At 70.1% G+C, this 19,107-nt stretch carries 15 protein-coding genes; 10 read left to right on the top strand and 5 right to left on the bottom strand.

All coding sequences use genetic code 11. The features are described 5' to 3' along the window. Positions 1-5 precede the first annotated feature (5 nt). Positions 6-1,175, bottom strand: coding sequence for a hypothetical protein (locus tag LXT21_RS23600; protein WP_323394856.1), 1,170 nt, complete (start codon positions 1,173-1,175; stop codon positions 6-8). Between the two features lie 406 nt (positions 1,176-1,581). On the opposite strand from LXT21_RS23600, the gene LXT21_RS23595 reads away from it, so the two are divergent. The 4 genes from LXT21_RS23595 to LXT21_RS23580 all read left to right on the top strand — a co-directional run bounded on the left by LXT21_RS23595 (position 1,582) and on the right by LXT21_RS23580 (position 5,129). Then, entirely contained in the window at positions 1,582-2,055 is a 474-nt protein-coding gene (locus LXT21_RS23595; RefSeq protein ID WP_254040422.1) for a Fur family transcriptional regulator, read from the top strand. A 1-nt stretch (position 2,056) separates the two neighbouring features. Further along, on the top strand, positions 2,057-2,575 hold the full coding sequence (locus LXT21_RS23590) for a TlpA family protein disulfide reductase (RefSeq protein ID WP_254040421.1): 519 nt from the start codon (positions 2,057-2,059) through the stop codon (positions 2,573-2,575). Between the two features lie 113 nt (positions 2,576-2,688). Beyond that, a complete protein-coding gene (locus tag LXT21_RS23585) occupies positions 2,689-2,970 on the top strand; it encodes an FtsB family cell division protein (protein ID WP_046718030.1) in 282 nt (93 codons plus the stop codon). Next, positions 2,967-5,129, top strand: a complete 2,163-nt coding sequence (locus LXT21_RS23580) for a sensor domain-containing diguanylate cyclase (protein WP_254040420.1) — start codon at positions 2,967-2,969, stop codon at positions 5,127-5,129. Before LXT21_RS23585 ends, LXT21_RS23580 begins: the two co-directional genes overlap by 4 nt. A 61-nt stretch (positions 5,130-5,190) precedes the next feature. Here LXT21_RS23580 and LXT21_RS23575 read toward each other — a convergent pair whose 3' ends face one another. Beyond that, positions 5,191-7,440, bottom strand: a complete 2,250-nt coding sequence (locus LXT21_RS23575; RefSeq protein ID WP_254040419.1) for a di-heme oxidoreductase family protein — start codon at positions 7,438-7,440, stop codon at positions 5,191-5,193. Positions 7,441-7,669: 229 nt separating this feature from the next. Between LXT21_RS23575 and LXT21_RS23570 the strand changes: the two genes are divergently transcribed. Next, positions 7,670-8,458 (top strand): class I SAM-dependent methyltransferase, encoded by a 789-nt coding sequence (locus tag LXT21_RS23570; protein WP_254040418.1) that lies wholly within the window; start codon positions 7,670-7,672, stop codon positions 8,456-8,458. Between the two features lie 3 nt (positions 8,459-8,461). Here LXT21_RS23570 and LXT21_RS23565 read toward each other — a convergent pair whose 3' ends face one another. Beyond that, positions 8,462-10,171 (bottom strand): HAD-IG family 5'-nucleotidase, encoded by a 1,710-nt coding sequence (locus tag LXT21_RS23565; protein WP_254040417.1) that lies wholly within the window; start codon positions 10,169-10,171, stop codon positions 8,462-8,464. A gap of 383 nt (positions 10,172-10,554) precedes the next feature. Here LXT21_RS23565 and LXT21_RS23560 point away from each other — a divergent pair, with 383 nt between their 5' ends. Genes LXT21_RS23560 through LXT21_RS23540 form a run of 5 tightly spaced genes read left to right on the top strand, consistent with a single transcriptional unit; the run spans position 10,555 to position 16,811 of the window. Next, a complete protein-coding gene (locus LXT21_RS23560; protein ID WP_254040416.1) occupies positions 10,555-12,621 on the top strand; it encodes a serine/threonine protein kinase in 2,067 nt (688 codons plus the stop codon). Positions 12,622-12,629: 8 nt separating this feature from the next. Beyond that, positions 12,630-13,295, top strand: a complete 666-nt coding sequence (locus tag LXT21_RS23555) for a response regulator (protein ID WP_254040415.1) — start codon at positions 12,630-12,632, stop codon at positions 13,293-13,295. Between the two features lie 26 nt (positions 13,296-13,321). After that, positions 13,322-14,638, top strand: a complete 1,317-nt coding sequence (locus LXT21_RS23550; protein ID WP_254040414.1) for a M16 family metallopeptidase — start codon at positions 13,322-13,324, stop codon at positions 14,636-14,638. Between the two features lie 26 nt (positions 14,639-14,664). Continuing rightward, positions 14,665-16,116: a M16 family metallopeptidase gene (locus LXT21_RS23545; protein ID WP_254040413.1), complete on the top strand. Its 1,452-nt coding sequence runs from the start codon at positions 14,665-14,667 to the stop codon at positions 16,114-16,116. Further along, complete coding sequence (locus LXT21_RS23540) at positions 16,113-16,811, top strand: RluA family pseudouridine synthase (protein ID WP_254040412.1); 699 nt, start codon at positions 16,113-16,115, stop codon at positions 16,809-16,811. The genes LXT21_RS23545 and LXT21_RS23540 overlap by 4 nt, the downstream gene beginning before the upstream one ends. 131 nt (positions 16,812-16,942) lie before the next feature. Here the strand turns inward: LXT21_RS23540 and LXT21_RS23535 are convergent, their stop codons facing one another. Together LXT21_RS23535 and LXT21_RS23530 are read right to left on the bottom strand one after the other, a co-directional pair. After that, positions 16,943-17,731, bottom strand: a complete 789-nt coding sequence (locus LXT21_RS23535) for a hypothetical protein (RefSeq protein ID WP_254040411.1) — start codon at positions 17,729-17,731, stop codon at positions 16,943-16,945. Beyond that, positions 17,728-19,041 (bottom strand): hypothetical protein, encoded by a 1,314-nt coding sequence (locus LXT21_RS23530; protein ID WP_254040410.1) that lies wholly within the window; start codon positions 19,039-19,041, stop codon positions 17,728-17,730. The genes LXT21_RS23535 and LXT21_RS23530 overlap by 4 nt, the downstream gene beginning before the upstream one ends. Positions 19,042-19,107: the final 66 nt, after the last annotated feature.

Genomic DNA, 19,107 nt, shown 5'->3' with positions numbered 1-19,107 from the left:
CCTCTTCAGGGTGTTGAGGAAGGGCCACCGGAGTGCAGCTGCTTGCGCAGGCCCTCCGCCAGCCCCAGGCGCTCGATGGCGCGGAAGACCAGCTCGCCGGGCGAGCCATACTTGCGGCCCACGGCCTCGGCCAGGCCGTGCAGGTCCGTGGCGGTGGGGACCTCGTCCCGCAGCAGCCGCTCCAGCTCCTTGCGGAGCGAGTCGTTGAACTTGCGCTGGATGCCCAGGTCCGCGAGGTACTTCTCGCGCCCCAGCAGATCCAACCGGTGCGTCAGGTGGGTCGTGGCCAGCGCCTCCCGGCGGAAGCGCTCGCGCAGGGCCTCGACCTCCTCGGTCAGCCCCACCGCGGACACCAGCCGGTTCAGCTCCGGCGGGCTCACGCCCAGCGCCCAGCCCACCCGGCCCGTGGCGCCGCGCTGCTGCGTGTAGGCATCCAGGAGCTGGAGTCGCTCCTTCTCCTGCAGCGCCTCCATCAGGCCGTGATCGCGCAGCACCGTCTCCAGATCCACCAGGGACAGGTCTCCCCGCGAGCCGTTGAAGCGGTGCGAGAGATTTCGCAGCAGGGCGAAGCGGTGCTCGGAGCCCTCCAGCGAGGCCTCCAGCACGTCCTTGCCGCTCTGGCGCGTCAGCTCGATGAACGGCGTGCGAGGCGCCTCCACGCGGGTGAACCGGCCGCGGGGGCGGGGGAGGTCGCGGCGCAGGAAGCTGTGCCCCTCGTCCTGATCCATGGGCGAGGTCGTCTCCTCGTCCACGGCGACGCGCTTCTTGGGCGCGATGCGCTCCAGGATGGAGGGCTCCTCGGCCTTGGCGCCCTTCTTCGCCGCCTTGGCCGCGCCGTCGCCCGAGGGCTGGGGGGCGGGGGTGGCGAAGGTGGGGATGGCGGGGTCGGCGGCGGGCGCGGGCTTGGGCGTCTTCTGCTCGCGCACGTAGGCCAGCTCCCGCGCCACGTCGTAGAAGCCGCAGGACTGGCGCTGCGCGGCGACGGCGGGGGCGGTGCCCTGGAGGATGTCCACCACGGCGAAGGGGCCGAGGGGGGACGTCTCGGGCTCACCGTCGGTGAGGGCTCGGACCCGGAAGTCGTCGTCCTCGGCCAACAAGGCGAGCGCTTCCCGGACCTCCGGAGCGGGGGCCGGCGACTTCGCGCGCCGGCAGAAATCCGAGACGGCAACCGCCACGGGGGTGGGAACGTCGTCGGGCTGTCGTCTTCTCTGCCAGGGGCTGGTCATTGGAAAGGTGCGGAAAAATGCTCGTTTACGAGGGCGGATGCCTCTATCTTCGCGGCCAGACAGGTGTCAATGAGCCAGTCCGACTCCATTCTAAACAGCCTGTGGCGGTTGCAAGTCGCGATGGGGGGCGAGCGGAGGGGGGAGGGCTTGCTGGCGCCGGCTGCCGGACGTTGCCGGCAGTATGGGCTGGAGGTATCAGATGCCCCACGTCCGGAGACCAACAGTCGTCGCTGACAGTTTACTTCGAGGATGACCGAAGCCTGGGGCGGGGCGGGAAGCGCGCGATTCGCTCGGCGCGGTTACAACAAGGATGAGGAGGGGCACCGCAAGGTCGGCCTCCTACCGAGGGATTTCCATGCAGGGCCACGAAGAAATCAAGGACAAGGACGAGGTGCTCGCCCGCTACATGGCCCAACACGGCCTCAAGAGCACGCGTCAGCGCAGCCTCATCATCGACACCTTCTTCGCCGTCGGCGGCCACCTCTCGGTGGAGGAGCTGTGGAACAAGGTCCGCTCCCAGGACGCGAAGGTCTCCGTGGCCACCGTCTACCGGACCATGAAGCTGCTCAACGAGTGTGGCCTGGCCCATGCGCGCAACTTCGGTGACGGCCAGACGCGCTACGAGGCGGCGGCGGGCAGGGACCATCATGATCACCTCATCTGCACCCGCTGCGGCACCATCGTCGAGTTCGAGAACGACCGCATCGAGACGCTCCAGGACGCGGTGGCCCGCAAGCACGGCTTCACGGTGACGTCGCACAAGATGGAGCTGTACGGCTTGTGTCGTGAGTGTCAGCGCGGTGCCGGCCCACCTGATTCGGAAGCGTGACATGCGGGCCGTCCTCCGAGTCGCGGCCTGTGCCGTCCTGCTGACCTTCGTGTCGGCGGGCTGTGCTGGGTCGCGGCCGGTGGACGCGGGGCCGGCCTTCCTGCACGCGCTGGCCCTGCCGTCGGTAGGGCCCACGCGTCACGACGTGCGCAAGCTGTCCGGCAAGGTCGTCCTGGTCTCCTTCTTCGCCACGTGGTGCTTCCCGTGCCTGGCGGAGATGCCGACGTTGGAGTCGCTCCAGCGCGAGTACGGCGCCCAGGGCTTCCAGGTGGTGGCCGTGGGCATGGACCTGGAGGGCGCGCGGGTGCTGCAGCCCTTCGCGGACCACTACGCGTCGCCGTACCCGGTGCTGCTCGCGTCCGAGCGCATCATCGATGGTCGCAGTCCGTTCGGCCCCATCAAGGGCCTGCCCACCACCGTGCTGCTCGACAGGCGGGGCCGCGCGGTGGCCGGGTGGCAGGGCGTGGAGGGGCACGCGGACGTGGCGAAGGCGATCGAGAAGCTCTTGAAGCAGGACTGACGGCTCCGAGTCGCGCGGCTTGCGGTGCGCGCGAGTGACGCCGCGTCGGCTGCTACAGGGCTGGAGCGGATTACTTGCGGGGGCAAGGCTCGCTGGTACCGTCCGTGGCGTTCATGACGGCTCGCGGAAAGCTCCTGGGTGTGGCGGTGGGTGTGGCGGGGGCCTTGAGCCTGCTGTCGGTGGCGGACGCCAAGGGCTTCCGTCGCTACCTCTCCCTGCGTCAGGACGTGAGCGCGCTGCAGCAGCGCAACGCCGCCCTGGACGCGCAGAACGAGGCGCTGCGCCAGGAGATCGCCGCCCTGCGCAAGGACCCCGCCGCGCTGGAGCGGGCCGTCCGTGAAGAGCTTGGCTACGTGAAGCCGGGCGAACTCGTCTTTCATCTGGAGTCCCCATGACGTCGCTGAGCACGTTTCCGTCGCCCGGGAAGTTGCTGCGTCACGTCGTGCGGCTCATCCCCGCCGTGGCGGGCCTGTCCACCTTCGTGCACCTGTCGCGTGGAGGCTTCCGGGGGTTGCACACCCTGGAGTGGACCGAGGCCGGGCTGGTGCTGTTCCTGTTGGTGGGCATCGGCGTGGCGGCGTGGCGCCGGGCCATGCGCGGCTCGGTGGGCGCGGTCATCGACCTGCGCGACGACCTGGAGCTGGGCGGCGGGTTGATCGCCGCGGCCTTCATCGTCGTGGCCATCGGCGGCGGCGAGCTGTTCCCCATCGTCTACCTGTTGATGGCGTTCCTCGTCGCCTTCCTGCCGCGCAACGCGGGGCTGACGCTGCTGGGCGTGGCGCTGGTGTTCGATGGGCTGGTGACGATGGGCGGCCCGTGGCCGAACCCGGCCAGCTTCGCGACGCACTCGGCGTTCCTCGTGCTCTTCGCGGGTCTGTACCACCTGGTGCTCGCCTCGCGCATCGCCGTGGCGCGCCGGGCGGAGAGCGACGCGGTGCAGAAGCGCATCCGCGAGGTGGAGGAGCGCGCGCGCACCTTCCGCCTGGTGAGCTCCGGCACGCAGGACAGCTTCAGCGGCATGAGCTCCGACGAGAAGTGGCTCGTCGCCTCGGTGAAGGAGATTGAAGGCGCGGTGCACGCCGCGCTGGAGATCGCCGAGACGGGGCTGCGCACGCACACCTGCGCGGCGTTCCTGCTCACGTCGGATGACCGGAGCCTGAAGCTCTACGACTGCCGCTCCGGCTCGGACCGAGTGCAGCGGGATCGCTTCGGGGCAGGGGAGGGCATCATCGGCGGCGTGCTCAAGCGCCGCGCGCCGGTGCGGATGAACTCGCCCCAGGGTCTGAAGGGCGTCTCGTACTACGACGGCGGTGGCCCGGGCGTGCAGGCGCTGCTGGCGGTGCCCATCATCGAGGGCAGCGGGCTGGTGCGCGGCGTGCTCGTGGCGGACCGCCTGGGCAACGAGCCGTTCAGCGACCAGGACGAGAAGCTGCTCTGCACCATCGCTGGCGAGGTGCTGCGCTCCATCGAGGTCGAGCGGGTGATGAGCTACATCCGCAAGACGCGCGACGAGAAGGACCGGTTCTTCCGCGCCATCGAGGAGCTCAACCGCGCGGGCAGCCCCGAGCAGGTCTTCGTCGCGGTGCTGGAGAGCACCCGGCAGCTGGCGGGCCTGGACTTCTGCGCGGTGACGCTGGTGTCTGAAGTGGAGGGCAAGCGCATGCACCGCGTGGCGCGGATGACGGGCGTCACGGCGCAGGGCAAGGCGCTCGAGGGGCGCTCGTTCCAGGACAACAACGGCCTGGTCGCCAACGTGGTGCGCTACGGCGCGCCGCTGCCGGGCCGCGACCTGAAGGCGATGGACCGCCAGGTCATCTTCGACGACGAGACGCAGATTCGCGGCCTGGGCGCGCTGAAGATCTTCCCGCTGGTGGCGGGTGACCGCATCCTGGGCACGCTGGTGGCGGGCTCGCGCAAGAAGGCGAACTTCGAGCAGGACGTCCTGCGGATGATTGAGGTCATCGCCATCCAGGCGGCGCAGGCGGTGCTGCGCGCGCAGCTCTACGAGCAGATGGAGCGGATGGCGACGACGGACGGCCTCACGGGCCTGTTCAACCACCGCACCTTCCAGACGAAGGCGGACGAAATCCTGGCGCAGGCGCGGCGCTACCAGCGCAAGTGCTCCGTCATCCTCACGGACGTGGACCACTTCAAGAGCGTCAACGACACCTACGGCCACCCGACGGGCGACCAGGTGCTCAAGGGCGTGGCGCGCATCATCAAGTCCATGGCGCGCGACACGGACATCGTCGCCCGCTACGGCGGCGAGGAGTTCGTCATCGTCATGCCGGAGACGGACGCCAAGGGCGCGTACACCATCTCCGAGCGCATCCGCGAGGCGGTGAAGGCGGAGGTCTTCCAGACGGAGATGGGCCCGCTGCGCATCACCATGTCGCTGGGCATCGCCACCTTCCCGGACAACGGGATGGAGAAGCAGCAGCTCATCGACCTGGCCGACCAGTGCCTCTACCACTCCAAGCGCAACGGCCGGAACCAGTCCGTCACCGTGGCCATCATGCAGGGGGGACGGAAGCTGCAGGCCGTCGAGGGCTGAGTCCCTCGAGCCCGGGGAGCCCGCGTGTGGCGGACTCCCCGAGCCCGGGGTGGTGCTTTGGCTACAGCGTCTGGAGGAAGCGCAGCAGCGCGGCGCGGTCCGCGGAGTTCATGCCCGCGAACGCGTTGCGCGCGGCCTGTCCCTCACCGCCGTGCCAGAGGATGGCCTCGGTGAGCGAGCGGGCCCTGCCGTCGTGCAGGTACGCCTCGCCGCCGCTGACGCCCGCCGTGAGGCCGATGCCCCAGAGCGGAGGCGTGCGCCACTCGGCGCCGCTGGCGATGCCCTCGGGCAGGTTGTCCGCGAGCCCCGCGCCCATGTCGTGCAGGAGCAGGTCCGTGTACGGACGAATCGTCTGGCCGCGCAGCTCCGCGTTCGGGTGGAAGGCGCTGGTGGTGAAGCCGGTGGCGTGGCACTTCGCGCAGCCGGCGTTCTGGAAGAGCGTCTCACCGCGCTGGGCCTGGGTGTCGCGCAGGTCGCGCCGCGCGGGCACGCCGAGCAGCGCCACGTAGCGGACCATCTTGTCCAGGTCCGTGGCGTTCAGCTCCTGGCTGGAGCCCGAGCACCCCTGCTGCGAGGGGCCGCAGTCCAGGGTGGGGAACACGGCGCTGGTGACGCCGATGTCCCGGTTGAGGGCCTCGGCCACCTGGTGCTTGAGCCGCGCGATGCCCGCCTTCCAGCCGAAGCGCCCCAGCCGCGTCTGGCCCGTCTCCGGGTCGACGACGGCCTGCATGCGGCCGGAGATGCCATCGCCGTTGGTGTCGTTCGGGTCCGCGAGCGCGGCCACGGCCGTCTCCGGGATGGCCTCCAGGAGTCCCAGGCCCACCAGCTGCGGGGTGATGCGGGCCGAGTGGTTCGTCGGGATGACGTTGAGGAAGTTGAAGTTCGGCTTGCGCAGCTCGTACGGCGTGCCGTCCGCGAAGGTGCCGGTGCTCGTCGTCCAGCTGGCGATGCGCACGTCCGCCTCGGGCGTGCCGCTGGTGCTGCGCGGCTGGAGGCGGAAGCCGAGGAACGGGTCCGCCGTCACCGTCGTGCCGCTGACGCGACCCACCTTCACCACGTAGTTGCCCAGCGTGGTGTTGACCGCGGGCGGCAGGCCCCGGCCGTTCTGCGTGTGGCAGGCGATGCAGGAGCGGGAGATGTAGTTCGGGCCGAGCTTGTTCGCGTGCGCGGTGAAGAGCGGGTTGCCCGGCTCCGAGTGGCTGCCGTCGCCGAAGTCGGTGTGGTGCAGGCGACGTCCCTCGACGAAGGGCTGCGCGTTCACCGGCGCGATGTTGAGCGCCATCTGGAGGAACCGGTTCCTGGGCTCGTTGGAGTACGGGTAGTTCAGCGTGGTGCGGCCGCCGAGCCAGGCCGTCTCCGGCAGGGGGAACGAGTCGAGGATGGCGCCCTGACCCTCGAACGGGACGATGCCGGCGGTGCCGACGATGTAGAGCAGGGCGCGGCCGTAGTAGTTGAAGCGGCCTTCCACCGGTTGCCGAAGGAAGACGCCGGCCTCGATCTCCATCCGGTCGCCGACGCGGATGGCGCGGCCCTCCTTGGCGTTGAAGTTGACGCTGGCGGTGTATTGGAAGTCGTTCACCCGCTCGAAGGTGCCGTTGTGGAAGTACTCCGCCACGGTGTTGAGGCCGCGGAAGAAGGCGCGGAAGTTGGTGCCGTCGTGGGGGTAGACGGTGTGCAGGTTCACCTTGATCTGACTGCCGCCCTTGGCGACCTCGTCGATGATTTCGAGCCAGAAGGTGCGGTTCTCGAAGTAGCGCCCGAGGTAGTGGTCATACGCCTGGTACTGCGACTCGCGCGCGTGCCTGTCGCGGACCCGGTCGCCCACGCGGGTGATGAGCGCGGCGGTCGTGTTCTGTGTGGTGGCGGGCTCCTGCGCGGTGCCGCTGTTGAAGAGCGGGACGATGTTCCCCACGTCGGGGGGAGGGCCGGCGTCTTGAGGCCCGGGGCCTGCGTCCTGTGGCCCAGGGCCTGCGTCCTGTGGCCCGGAGCCCGCGTCCGGTGTCTGCGTGCCGGAGTGCGTGTAGCGCGCCCAGGCGGTGTCGTAGGCGCAGTTGCACGCCACGTCCCAGTACGTGAACGAATAGTCGACGACGTCGCCGGTGTTCAGCCCGCCCACCGTGTACTGGTTGCGACCGTTCGTCACGGCCATCCGGAAGTTGAGCTGCCCACCGTTGTTCACCTTGTAGTGGATGTCGGCCCACGACGTGGTGTCGATGAAGAAGATGGCGGACGAGCCAGACGGCTGAGCGCCATAGGTGGCGGCGCTCGCGGTGCTCGCCGCGAGGCCCGCCAACAGCAATGCCACGGCCATTCCTGTTGCTCTGTTACGCATGCGCGTTCTCCAGGGGGAACCTCCGCATGGTGGCTTCGGCTTTCTCCACCATCCGAAGGAAGTAGAGGTTTAGGCCGGTCAGACAAGAATTCCTATGATGTTCGGAAATTTTAGCTACTAGGGTCTAAATCCCGACATTCGCGAGAGGACGGACTTGCGTCCTGATGCGTTGCGTTGAGGTGGGCCTGGGGCAGGATGCGCGGCGTTCATGCAACCGGTGCCTTTGGCGGTGACGACGAGCAGCAAGGTGGACGAGGCCCTGCGCGAGGAGGCGCGGGCGGTGGCGGCTCGTTGGGGGCTGCCGTGGATGCCGCGCAAGCCGAAGGAGGGCATCACCCCGTGGCTGGGCGTCAAGGCGCAGGCCCTGCTGGTGGTGGGGGGCGACGGCGTGACGCTCTGGGAGCCGGGAGGCTCCTTCGGGTTCCATGCGGGCATGGCGCACCTGCGACGCATGCGGCTGGCCGCGGGGGAGCCGGACACCTTCGTGCGGGTGGCGGAACTGCGCGCCGGGGACGCGGTGCTGGACTGCACGCTGGGCCTGGCGCAGGACGCGCTGGTGGCCTCGCTGGCGGTGGGGCCGTCCGGGCGCGTGGTGGGGGTGGAGAAGAGCGTCGCGCTGTGCGCGGTGGCGGCGGAGGGCCTGCGGCACTTCGAGCGCGGGCCGGACTCGTGCGCCATCGAGGTGCACCACGCGGACGCGCACGCGTACTTGAAGGGGTTGCCCTCGGCGTCGTTCGACGTGGTGTTCTTCGACCCGATGTTCGGCAAGCCGAAGAAGGCGCAGCCCGCGTTCGAGGTGCTGCGGCGCTTCGCGGAGCACGCGCCGCTGACGGCGGAGGCGCTGGAGGAGGCCCGGCGCGTGGCGCGCCGCTGGGTGGTGGTGAAGGGCTCGCGCTACTCGGATGACCTGCGCAAGCTGGGCATCACTCCGGAGCCGACCTCGCGCTTCTCGGAGGTCACCTGGGGCAGGGTGGCCGCGCTGCCCCAGGCGGAGTGAGCCTCAGTCCTTCCCCGCGCCCTTCGGAGGTCCTTCGCCGCCCATGGGCGACAGGCGCGCGGAGAGCGCTCCAGCCTGCTCGTGGGGCATCTGGTCTCTGGGCGAGCGGTAGTACTGCATGGGCGAGTGGTGCAGGAAGTTCGACACGCGGCTGGTGTACAGACACGCGTACTGCTCCACCTGGTAGCCGAAGCGGCTGTTCTCGTTGCCCTCCTTGAACAGCAGGCCCCAGTACGGGTTGAAGCCCTCCTCGACGTCCTCCTCCAGCGTGTCCGCGATGTCCGTCGCCTCCTTCAGCGCGCGGCGCATCCTGTCCAGCTCCGACTTGAGCTGACGGCGCTGCTCCTCCGTCGACTCGCGCTCCTCCGGCGTCAGCGGCTCGCGGTCCAACCGACGCTCCAGGAGATTGAGCAGCGTCTTGTGGTGGTTGACCTCGTCGTCCAGGCGCTCGCGGAGGATCTCCATCTGCGTGAGCGTGCCGATCTCCTCCAGGCGCGTGGCCGTGTAGGTGATCTCGTCCTCGATCTCCTGGACCACCATGCACGTGCGCCACAGCGACGACTTCTTCGACTTGAGGATGTCGCCGTAGATGTGGTCGCCCACGTAGAGGATGTTCTCTCCACGGTACCCGGTCAGCTCCTCGAAGCGCGCCAGGTTGCCGCCCGAGTACACCTTGCCGCGGTCCAACGTCGTGGCCTCGCCGAGGACACGTCCTTCCTCCGTCGACGGGTCCAGCTCCAGGAACGGCCGGCCATCCGTGAAGAAGCCCGGCTTGCCCGCCGCCGTCACCACCACGTCGAAGTAGTTGCGCCAGCTCGGGTACTCCGGCAGCTGCCCGTCCAGCAGGTACTTCATCAGCGCGTCCGTGTAGTCCCACGCGGAGTTCGTCAGCAGGAACAGCCGCTTGCCACCCGAGCGCAGCTTGTGCAGCGCGGGCCCGAGCTCCGGGTCCAGGAACACGTAGCGCCCCAGGTCCTTGCGCACCTCGCGCTTGAGCGAGTTGTCCCGGTGCACCGCGTCGATGGCCTCGCGGATGTCGTCGTAGAGCTTGCCGTAGTCCACCTTCTGGCCCAGCGACTCCAGCAGCTCGATGATGCCCGCGAACAGGCACGTCTCCGGCAGCGCGAAGAGCGTGTCGTTCCACGCGAACTGCGGGTTGCGCAGCCGCACGCGCTTGTTGCGGTACAGCTCCCGCCACACCTCCGGCTTGAGCGGACGCAGCCCGTGGTACGCGCGGCCCACATGGCCGAAGCGGTCCATCTTCAGGATGTTGCCGTTCACCCGGTCCACCGCCAGCCCACGCATCACGAAGTGATGGTCGTAGAGCAGGTGCCCCACGACGGACGGGTAGTGGTACTCGGCGATGAGCTTCGCCAGCGTCATGTCGAACGACAACTGCTCGAGCCGGCGCATGTGGTAGATGGCCAGCGTGTAGTCCATGTCGAAGCCGATGAGCTCGACGCCGGACATGCGCAGGTTGCGGTTGACGAACACCTCCCGCGCCCTCGGAACCGAGTCCCTCGGCTCGCGCCGGGTGGTGAGCAGCCGCGCCAGCGTCTCATCTTCGAGCAACTGCTGGGCATTGCGCTCGGCGGCCTCGGCGCGCGCGCGGTTGAGTGGAGAACGAAAACTCCCGTGAAGCGGGTCCGGCGAGGGCCCGCCCGGGATCGGACGGAAGGGTGACAGGGTTGGAGCCACGGGACGTCGACACATAACACGCGTACGGGCCCACGGCTCGGTCCTTGAGGGCACCGCTGGGCCATGGCACGCTGGCGGACCGCGATGCGTTCGCCCGCCCGACGTCAGCCCTCGAAAGCGCCCGAGGACCTCCATGCGCGCCTGGCCCACCGGGTCGCCGCGCTCGAGGACCGGGTGCGTCGGCTCGAGGCCCGCCTGCGCGCCGCGTCCGCCCGCCCCGCGCCCCGCGCGTCGCCCCGACGAGCGACCGAGCCCTCGCCGCCCGCGTCCCGACGCGCGCGTCCCCGCTGTCCGGGTTGTACTCTCGAGCTGCCCCCGGGCCGACGCGGCGAGTCGTGCGTCTGGTGCGGCTTCGTCTTTTCCGCCGTGAGTCGGCGCCGCCCGGCACGAAAGAAGCGATGAGCGCCACCTACCGTCTGACGGGACGCATCGAGTCCGGAGAGCTCGCGGAGCTCTACGAGGCCGTCCAGGCTCCCTCGGGCGAAGTGGTGGTGAAGCTCTTCCACCCCAAGACGTCGGACCCCGCCTACGCGCTGGACCTGGCCGAGACGACGCGCCTGCTCCAGCCCGTGCGCCACCCGGGCATCCTCCACGTGGTGGACATGGGCGTCGTGCGCCAGCGGCTCGCCGTGGTGCGCGAGGACGTCGACGGCTACCTCCTGGGCACCGCGCTCCAGCGGCTGCACACCAAGGAGGTCGTCCTCCCGTACACGGTGGCGCTCTACGTCGTCATCCAGCTGCTGGATGCCGTGCAGAAGGCGCACGAAGCCGGCGTGCTCCACGGCGCGCTCACGCCCGGCAACGTGGTGCTGGGGCGCAACGGCACACCCGCCGTCTGTGACTTCGGCGCCATGCGCGCGCTGCTCGCGGTGCCCCAGCTGCGCAAGTCCTTCGCGGGCCGCGGCCGAGGCACGTACCGCGCGCCCGAGGTGACGCGAGGGGAGGCCGCCACCGAGGTGGCGGATGTGTATTCGCTGGGCGCCATCGCCTACGAGCTGCTCACCCAGCGCGAGCCGGTGGTGCCGGGCAGCGGCGGCGTCTCCACGCGGCGCAGCGAGTCGCTGCCCCCGCCCAGCCGGTTGGACCGGCGCATCAACAGCCGGTTGGATCCGCTCATCCTCCGCGCGCTGGAGCCCAACGCCGGGCGGCGCTTCCGCTCGTGCGGCGAGTTCTCCAACGCGCTCCGCAACTTCCTCTCGGCCAGCGGCGGCATGCCGGGCATCGAGGACGTGCGCCGCTTCGTCAACGAGCTGTTCCCCAACGAGGTCAGCGTCGCCAGCGCGGCCCCGCCGTTCAAGGAGCCGTTCCAGCTGGAGCCCATCTCCGGCGCGGAGATGGACGACCTGGGCGCCGAGGAGCCCGAGGCCTCCATCGTCCAGCGCGCTCCGTACACCCGCGCGCTCACCGAGTCCGAGGCCGGCGCGGAGACCCAGGAGTCCGTCCCCGGCTTCGACGAGTACCGACCCGAGGAGTACGAGCAGGACATCGCCTCCACGCAGACCCGCGTGAAGGACGCCCCCGAGGCACAGGCCCCGGCGCAGGGTGAGGACTGGACGGAGGGGACGCACACCGCGGCGGTCGAGCAGGACTGGGATGCGCCTCCGGGCGCCGCGCCGCCCAAGCCTCGGCGTCAGCAGGGGCAGCAGGGCACAGGAGCAGCCGCCGGTGGGCGTCCGCCGGCGCGCAACGCCCGCATGCGCGTGGTGGAGGACTTCTCCGCGCCTTCGCCGCTGTCGGATGACGACGAGGAGTTCTCCGTCGCCGGTCGTCGCGCGGCGGCCCGTGCGAAGCGTCCGCCGCCGCCCGTGGAGAAGGGCCCGCAGACGCTGCCGGACCCGATGCCCGCGGTGGTGAAGCCGGGCCATCGCGCCGACATGGCGGTCCCGGCGTCGACCTCCCAGGACATTCCCGTGAGCTCCGGGCCGGCTCGGCCGAGCACGCGCGCGCGGCTCATCCTCGCGACGGAGGCGCGCCGGGGACGCTGGCTCGCCATCGCCGGGGTGCTGGCGTTGGTGGGGTTCGCGACGTTCCTGGTCGCCGCGTGGCGCCTGGGCGATTCCGAGACCCCCTCCGAGGAGGAGACCGCCGAGCCCCTCGGCACGGGGCCGTCGCCCGCCACCCCCATCCCCCGGCCCGCGCCTCCGCCGAAGCCCGCGGTGGTGGAGCGGGAGCCGGAGCTGCGCGCGGAGGAGCCCGAGGAGGACGTCGCCCCCGTGAAGGCGATTCCCACCTCGCAGCGTGGGTACCTGACCCTCACGACCAACGAGCCCGCCAGGGTGTACCTGGACGGGAAGCTCATCAGCAGGACCACGCCCCTCAAGCGCTACCCCCTGCGCGTGGGCGAGCACGAGCTGGAGCTGGTCGCGCGCGCCACGGGCGAGCGCATGCCCCTGTCCGTTCAGATCCGACGAGGGAAGGTAACCCCCCTCATCGTGGTCGACTTCCGCCCCGCGCCCCGACGGTGACTGACTCCATGGACCGCACCCGCATCTTCGTCGTCGAGGACCAGCCGCAGCTGCTCAAGAACCTGCTCAAGGTGCTGAGCACCTTCGACGAGCTGGAGGTGGTGGGCAGCAGCCAGGAAGGGGAGGCCGCCGTCGAGGACATCGTCCGTGTCCGGCCCCAGCTCGTCCTGCTGGACCTGGAGCTGCCGGGCATCAACGGCATCCAGGTGACGCAGAAGGTGAAGCGCCAGGCGCCCGAGGTGGAGATCCTCATCCTCACGTCCTTCGACGACGAGCAGAAGGTCTACGAGGCCATCCAGGCGGGCGCGTCCGGCTACCTGGTCAAGCGCGTGGGCCCGGAGAAGATCCGCTCCGGCATCCACGACGTGATGGGGGGCGGCACCGTCCTGGAGCCCATCATCGCCCGGCGCTTCTGGAACTACTTCCAGTCCATCCAGGGCAAGCCCGCCACGCCGGAGAAGAAGGCGGACAACCCCTGGAAGCTGACGCCCACCGAGTTCGAGGTGCTCAGCTACGTCGCCAAGGGCCTGTCCAACGCGGAGGTGGGGCAGGTGATGACGCTGGAGCGACGCACGGTGCGCACGCACCTGTCTCATATCTACCGGAAGATGGGGGTCAACTCCCACGTGGAGGCGGTGGTGATGGCCCTGCGTGAAGGCGTCGTGGACCTGTAGCCGCGCCCTGTATACGGTGGGGGTCTATGCGCAAGGCCCCCTCGAAGACGTCGGCTCCCGCCCGCGCCGCGGACCCGTCCCTCCAGTCGCTGTTCGACGTGCATGAGGCCACGCTGCCCAATGGCCTCCAGGTGCGCCTGCTGGCCAACCACCTGGCCCCCGTCGTCAGCCTCTACACCTTCTTCAACGTGGGCAGCCGCAACGAGCGCCCCGGCATCACCGGCATCAGCCACCTGTTCGAGCACATGATGTTCAACGGGGCCAAGAAGTACGGCCCCAAGATGTTCGACAAGACGCTCGAGTCCAACGGCGGCAGCTCCAACGCGTACACGTCCCACGACATGACGGTGTACTACGACGACTTCTCGTCGGACGCGCTGGAGACGGTGCTGGACCTGGAGTCGGACCGGATGCGCTCCTTGCGCATCTCCCAGGAGATGCTCACCAGCGAGCGCGAGGTGGTGAAGGAAGAGCGCCGCGTCCGCATGGACAACGACATCGGCGGGATGATGGACGAGGAGCTCGGCTCGCTCGTCTACAAGGCCCACGCGTACCGCTGGCCCGTCATCGGCTGGATGGCGGACATCGAGGCCATCACCCGCGAGGACTGCCAGAACTTCTTCCGCACCTACTACGCGCCCAACAACGCCATCCTCTACATCGCCGGGGACATCGACCCGAAGAAGACGCTGGCGCTGGTGCGCCGCTACTACGGCGACATCCCCCGGGGCCCCGCGCCCCAGCCCGTCATCAACGCGGAGCCGGAGCAGCGCGGCGAGCGCCGCTCCACGGTGCGCCACCCCGCGCAGTCGCCCGCCGTCGTCATCGGCTACAAGGGCCCCTCGGCCCGTGACGAGGACACGCTGGCGCTGGATGTCGCGCAGTACGTGCTCACCAAGGGCGAGGGGAGCCGGCTGACGCGCTCGCTGTTGTACGAGCAGAAGGTGGTGGTGGGCGTGGGCCTGGACTGGTCCTGGCGCATCGACCCGGGCACCATCCTCTTCTTCCTGGAGCTGATGCCGGACTCCGATCCGCAGAAGGCGGAGGCCGCGCTGTACGCGGAGCTGGAGAAGCTGGCGCGTGACGGAATCACGGAGCGCGAGCTGCAGAAGGCCCTCAACAACCTGCGCTCGGACCACCTGCGCGAGCTGGGCACGAACAACGGCCGCGCCCACGCCATGGGCAACTACGAGGCGCTCCTGGGTGACTGGCGCCACGTGCTCTCGCTGCCGTCCGCCTACGCGTCCATCACCCGCGAGCAGGTGCAGGCCGCGGTGAAGAAGTACCTCCTCCCCGAGCGCCGCTCCGTCGTGACGCTGCTGCCCGCGCCCTCCGAGGCGTGAGCCCGGACCGACTCCAGAAAGACTCCATGGCCTCTCGCAAGAGCCGCACCTCGAAGAAGTCCGCCGCCCCCCGCCGCGCCGTGAAGAAGGCCCCGGCCCGGGCAGCGAAGAAGAAGTCCTCCTCCCGGAAGACCGCAGCCGCCGTCGCGTCGACGAGCCGGGAGCTGGTGTTCCCCACGCTGCATGAGGTCACCACGTCCAGCGGCCTGAAGGTGATCGCCGCGGAGCGTGGCCCGCTGCCGCTGGTGTCGATGCGGTTGGTGATTCGCGCCGGCAGCTCCACGGACCCCGCGGGCAAGCACGGCATCGCGGACTTCGCGGGCCAGCTGCTGCGGCGGGGCACGCGGAGGCTGAACGCGCAGGCCATCGACGAGGCCGTGGAGTTCGTCGGCGCCAGCCTGGGCGTGGGCGTGGGCGAGGACACGCTGTCGGTCGCCATCACCACCCCGGCGGAGCACTTCGCGCAGATGCTGGGCGTCATGGGCCAGCTGGTGAGGGAGCCCACGTTCCCGGAGTCCGAGGTCGCCGATGCGCGCGAGCGCACGCTGGCCCAGTTCGCGAACGACCTGGATGAGCCGTCCGTCATCGCCGACCGCGCCCTCGTGCGTGCGCTCTGGGGCAAGCACCCCTACGGGCACAACGTGAGCGGCTCGGTGAAGACGGTGAGCACCTTCACCCGTGAGGACGTGGTGCGCTTCCACGAGGAGCGGCTGGGGCCCAAGGTCGCCATGCTGGTCGTGGTGGGCTCGGTGGACCCGGCGCGCGTGGCCGCGGCGGCGGAGGAGGCCTTCGCCGGTTGGACGGGGGGCCCCGACAAGGCGCCCGTCATCCCGCCGCTCGAGAAGGTGGCCAAGGCGGGCCGGGTCATCGTGGTGGACAAGCCGGACCAGACGCAGTCCCAGGTGCGCATGGGCGGCCCGGGCTACCGCACGGGGCACGAGGACTACTTCCCGGCGGCGGTGATGAACACCGCGCTGGGGGGCGGCTTCACGTCGCGCCTGATGAACGAGGTCCGCGTCAACCGGGGCCTCACGTACGGCATCGGCTGCTGGTTCGACGCGATGCACGCGGCCGGCATCTTCGCGCTGTCCACCTTCACCAAGACGGAGTCGACGCGGGAGATCATCGACGTGTCGTTGGGGGAGATCGCCAAGGTGCGCGAAGCCGGCCTCAAGCCGGCCGAGCTGCGCGACGCGCAGGCGTACATGGGCGGGCTGTATCCGCTGCGCACGGAGACGAACGAGTCCATCGCCAGCGCCATCTCCGACATCCGGTTGAACGGGTTGGGGGATGACTGGGTGCTGAGGTTCAGAGATCGGCTCAAGGCCGTGACGCCTCGGCAGGTGGCGGCGGTGGCGAAGAAGTACTGCTTCGCGGAGCCGCCCACGATTGTCGTGCTGGGCAACGCGGCCGCGGTGAAGAAGCAGTTGAAGGGCCTGGGCCCCATCACCGTCGTGCCGGCGTCGGAGTACGAGTGACCGAGCCTCGCATCCTCTTCGAAGGGGGAGGGGTGCTGGTGGTGGACAAGCCGCCCGGGGTGCCCGTCATCCCCGGGCGGGACGGCGGGCCCTCGCTGCGCGATGCCTTGGAGGCGCAGCGCGGGAGGAAGATCTTCGTGGTGCACCGGTTGGACCGGGACACGTCGGGGGCGCTCGTCTTCGCGCTCGACGCGGCCGTGCACCGCGCGCTGTCCATCGCGTTCGAAGCCGGCAAGGTGCGCAAGCGCTACCTCGCGCTGGTGGAGGGCCGCATCGACGCGCCGTCGCTCGTCGATGCGCCGCTCATCGCCGCGCGAAAGGGGCGCATGCGGGTGGCCAGGCCCGGGGAGGCGGAGGCCAAGCCGTCACGCACGCGGGTGCGACCGGTGGAGAGCTTCGACCAGGCCACGCTCGTGGAGGCCGAGCCGCTCACGGGGCGCACGCATCAGATTCGCGTGCACCTGCTGTCGCTGGGACATCCGCTGTTGATGGACCACCAGTACGGCCGCGACACGGCGTTGACGGAGAAGGATTTGGGAGGGGAGGGGGACGGCGTGGTCCTCGAGCGCACGCCCCTGCATGCCGCGCGGGTGGAGTGGCCCGCGCTGCCTGGAGTGGTGGCTCGTGGGGTGGACGCGCCGCTGCCGGAGGACATGGTGCGCGCGCGCGACCTGCTCCGGCGCACGCTGGGCTGAGCGGGTGGCGCCGAGGCCGGATGTGGCGCACGTCCGTCCGCGCCGGTGATGCCGCGTGAGGCGCATGCGCCGCTGCCGGAGACATGGCGCACGCAGGCAGCCTCGGCCAGCGCCCTGCCAGGTCGAGGCGACTACTTCACCTTGAAGGCGTTGGATGACGACTGCACGCCGAAGCGGTCCGTCACCGTCAGCACCACGTTGGCGCCCTGCGCGTCGATGGCGATGTTCTGCACGCAGATGCCCCCGACGAACTTGTCCAACGAGGTGGGGCTCACGTCGCCGTTGTTCTTGCTGATGGACAGGTCGACCTTGTCCGTGAAGTCCGCGGCGCGCGGGCCCACGGCGCGGACGGTGATGGCGAACGGCTGGCCGATGGTCTGGTCCGAGATGGGCTCGAACTCGTAGCCGGTGATGTCTCCCTCGCTCATCGGACGAGTCGGGTCCGGCCCCGCGTCGGGCTCGGGTTCCGGCTCGGGTCCTCCGTCCGCGACGTAGATGCCTCCGTCAGGGATGCCGCCGTCCGGGCCCGCGTCCGGTGTGCCCGCGTCCTGACTCAAGAGCGTGAATCCCTGGGGGCTGGTGGTCTCACGCCCATCGGCAAGGGCCACGCGCACGTCATAGCCCGCGGCGCCGAGGTTCGCGGGGAGGTCCACCGCGAAGAGGCTCTGCGCGTCCAGCGCGATCACCCTGGCCTCGTGCTCGCCGATCCACACCCGCATGCGGCCTTGGATCTGCACCTCTCCTTCTGCGTAGTCCAGGCGGATGGGGTACGCCGCATCGATCTGCAAGAGAATGGGGTCGGTGCGTCCGACGGTGTCCGAGGCGGGCCTGATGGAGACGATGCGTGGCGCGGGCAGCGACGTGCTCGAGCCACAGGCGGACAACAGCGTCAGCGCCAGGAGCACGAGCCCGCGAGTCATGGCTCGAACCTCATCCCCAGCAGCGCCGAAACACCGCCGAGCTGCGCGTCCAACCACGGCGTGCTCGCCGGAGCCCACGCACCCCGCAGCTCTCCCAGCGCGCTCCAGCGCCCGAATCGGTACGCGCCCTGGATGGCCAGGAACCCCATGCCGGAAAGCTTGCTCTCTTTCACCTCGGCCGGGAAGTCGCTCTGGAGTCGGTGACGGAAAGGCGCCACTCCTCCTCCTGCTCGGCCGTACAGGGACAGCGCCGCGCCGCGTAACAACTCGACGCGCGCCGACACGAGCAGCGGCACCGCGAGCACCTGCGAACGCACCGCGCCCAGCGCGCCCACCGTCCCCTGGAATGACGCGGCCCGCACGCCCACTTCGAACTCCCCCGCCAGTCGTCGCTCCCACCAGGGCGCGGTGAACGCCACCCCCAGCGCGCCGAACGGCCCTGAGTTGTCGCCTCGCGCGAACACGCCTCCCGCGAGCACCTGGAGCGCGGGACGCCACGACGCGTCGACCACGGGAGCAGGGGGCGCCACGGCGACGGCGGGCTTCGTCACGAGGACCCGGAAGATCTCCGCGTGCGCACGCACGTCGCCCCCGTCGCCCTGGACGACGGCCGTCACCGAGGCGGCGTCATCATCCGGAGTCACCTGGAACCGAGCGATGTCACCCACCTCGGTGGGCTCGGCCCGACCGCCCTCGATGCGCAATTTCAACCGCGCCACATCCAGCGGTCCCTCACCCGCGACGAGCAACCACCCGCCCTGGGCGGGCATGGGTGCGGGGGAGAGGGCCGCGACATGGGGACTCACACTCGGGACATCCAACGGAGCGGACGCATCCGTGTGCAGCTCACCCCGCGTGGCGAGCACCCGCGCCGAATCGACTCCCGGAGGCACCTCCAGCGGGACGCGCGCCTTGCCCCGCCCATCCGCCTGGACCGGACCGAAGTGCGTCTCCCCCACGAGCACCGTGACGGAGGCCCCGGGCGAGGTCGCCACGTCGAGCGTCGTCTGCCCGAGCAAGGCCAGCCGCAGCACGGTGACATCGGGCGGGCCCTCGGCGGCCTCCACCCAGAACAGGAACACCGCGACCAGCGGATGACGGACGGACGGCGGCGTCCACAGGAAGGTGCGCACCGCGCCGTGCGACAGCCGCTCCTCGGCGAAGTGTCCGGAGGAGGCCGCCACCCGCAGCACCCCCGTCTCCGGAGGCACGCTGACCTGCAGGGAGACCGTCTTGTCCCTCCCAAGGACGACCTGGGTGGGGGAGGCGAGCACCTCCAACCCGGGCCTCCCCGAAACCGGGACGGCCATGGCCGACGACGCGGCCAGGGCCAAGACCAGAAAAGCCAGGAAGGGCGGTGAGCGGGTGCGCACGAG

Origin of the sequence: Myxococcus guangdongensis (genome assembly GCF_024198255.1) — a bacterium.
In the GTDB taxonomy this organism is placed as follows: Bacteria; Myxococcota; Myxococcia; order Myxococcales; family Myxococcaceae; genus Myxococcus; species Myxococcus guangdongensis.
Note: the sequence above shows the minus strand (reverse complement) of the source record. Positions and strands in the feature narration are given on the sequence as shown.

What these genes read in the sequence shown, in the direction of transcription:
- LXT21_RS23530 (WP_254040410.1), bottom strand. Translation starts at nt 19,041, where the DNA reads ATGGCCGTCCCGGTTTCGGGGAGGCCCGGGTTGGAGGTGCTCGCCTCC.
- LXT21_RS23570 (WP_254040418.1), top strand. Translation starts at nt 7,670, where the DNA reads ATGCAACCGGTGCCTTTGGCGGTGACGACGAGCAGCAAGGTGGACGAG.
- LXT21_RS23565 (WP_254040417.1), bottom strand. Translation starts at nt 10,171, where the DNA reads ATGTGTCGACGTCCCGTGGCTCCAACCCTGTCACCCTTCCGTCCGATC.
- LXT21_RS23545 (WP_254040413.1), top strand. Translation starts at nt 14,665, where the DNA reads ATGGCCTCTCGCAAGAGCCGCACCTCGAAGAAGTCCGCCGCCCCCCGC.
- LXT21_RS23595 (WP_254040422.1), top strand. Translation starts at nt 1,582, where the DNA reads ATGCAGGGCCACGAAGAAATCAAGGACAAGGACGAGGTGCTCGCCCGC.
- LXT21_RS23580 (WP_254040420.1), top strand. Translation starts at nt 2,967, where the DNA reads ATGACGTCGCTGAGCACGTTTCCGTCGCCCGGGAAGTTGCTGCGTCAC.
- LXT21_RS23585 (WP_046718030.1), top strand. Translation starts at nt 2,689, where the DNA reads ATGACGGCTCGCGGAAAGCTCCTGGGTGTGGCGGTGGGTGTGGCGGGG.
- LXT21_RS23590 (WP_254040421.1), top strand. Translation starts at nt 2,057, where the DNA reads ATGCGGGCCGTCCTCCGAGTCGCGGCCTGTGCCGTCCTGCTGACCTTC.
- LXT21_RS23550 (WP_254040414.1), top strand. Translation starts at nt 13,322, where the DNA reads ATGCGCAAGGCCCCCTCGAAGACGTCGGCTCCCGCCCGCGCCGCGGAC.
- LXT21_RS23555 (WP_254040415.1), top strand. Translation starts at nt 12,630, where the DNA reads ATGGACCGCACCCGCATCTTCGTCGTCGAGGACCAGCCGCAGCTGCTC.
- LXT21_RS23535 (WP_254040411.1), bottom strand. Translation starts at nt 17,731, where the DNA reads ATGACTCGCGGGCTCGTGCTCCTGGCGCTGACGCTGTTGTCCGCCTGT.
- LXT21_RS23560 (WP_254040416.1), top strand. Translation starts at nt 10,555, where the DNA reads ATGAGCGCCACCTACCGTCTGACGGGACGCATCGAGTCCGGAGAGCTC.
- LXT21_RS23575 (WP_254040419.1), bottom strand. Translation starts at nt 7,440, where the DNA reads ATGGCCGTGGCATTGCTGTTGGCGGGCCTCGCGGCGAGCACCGCGAGC.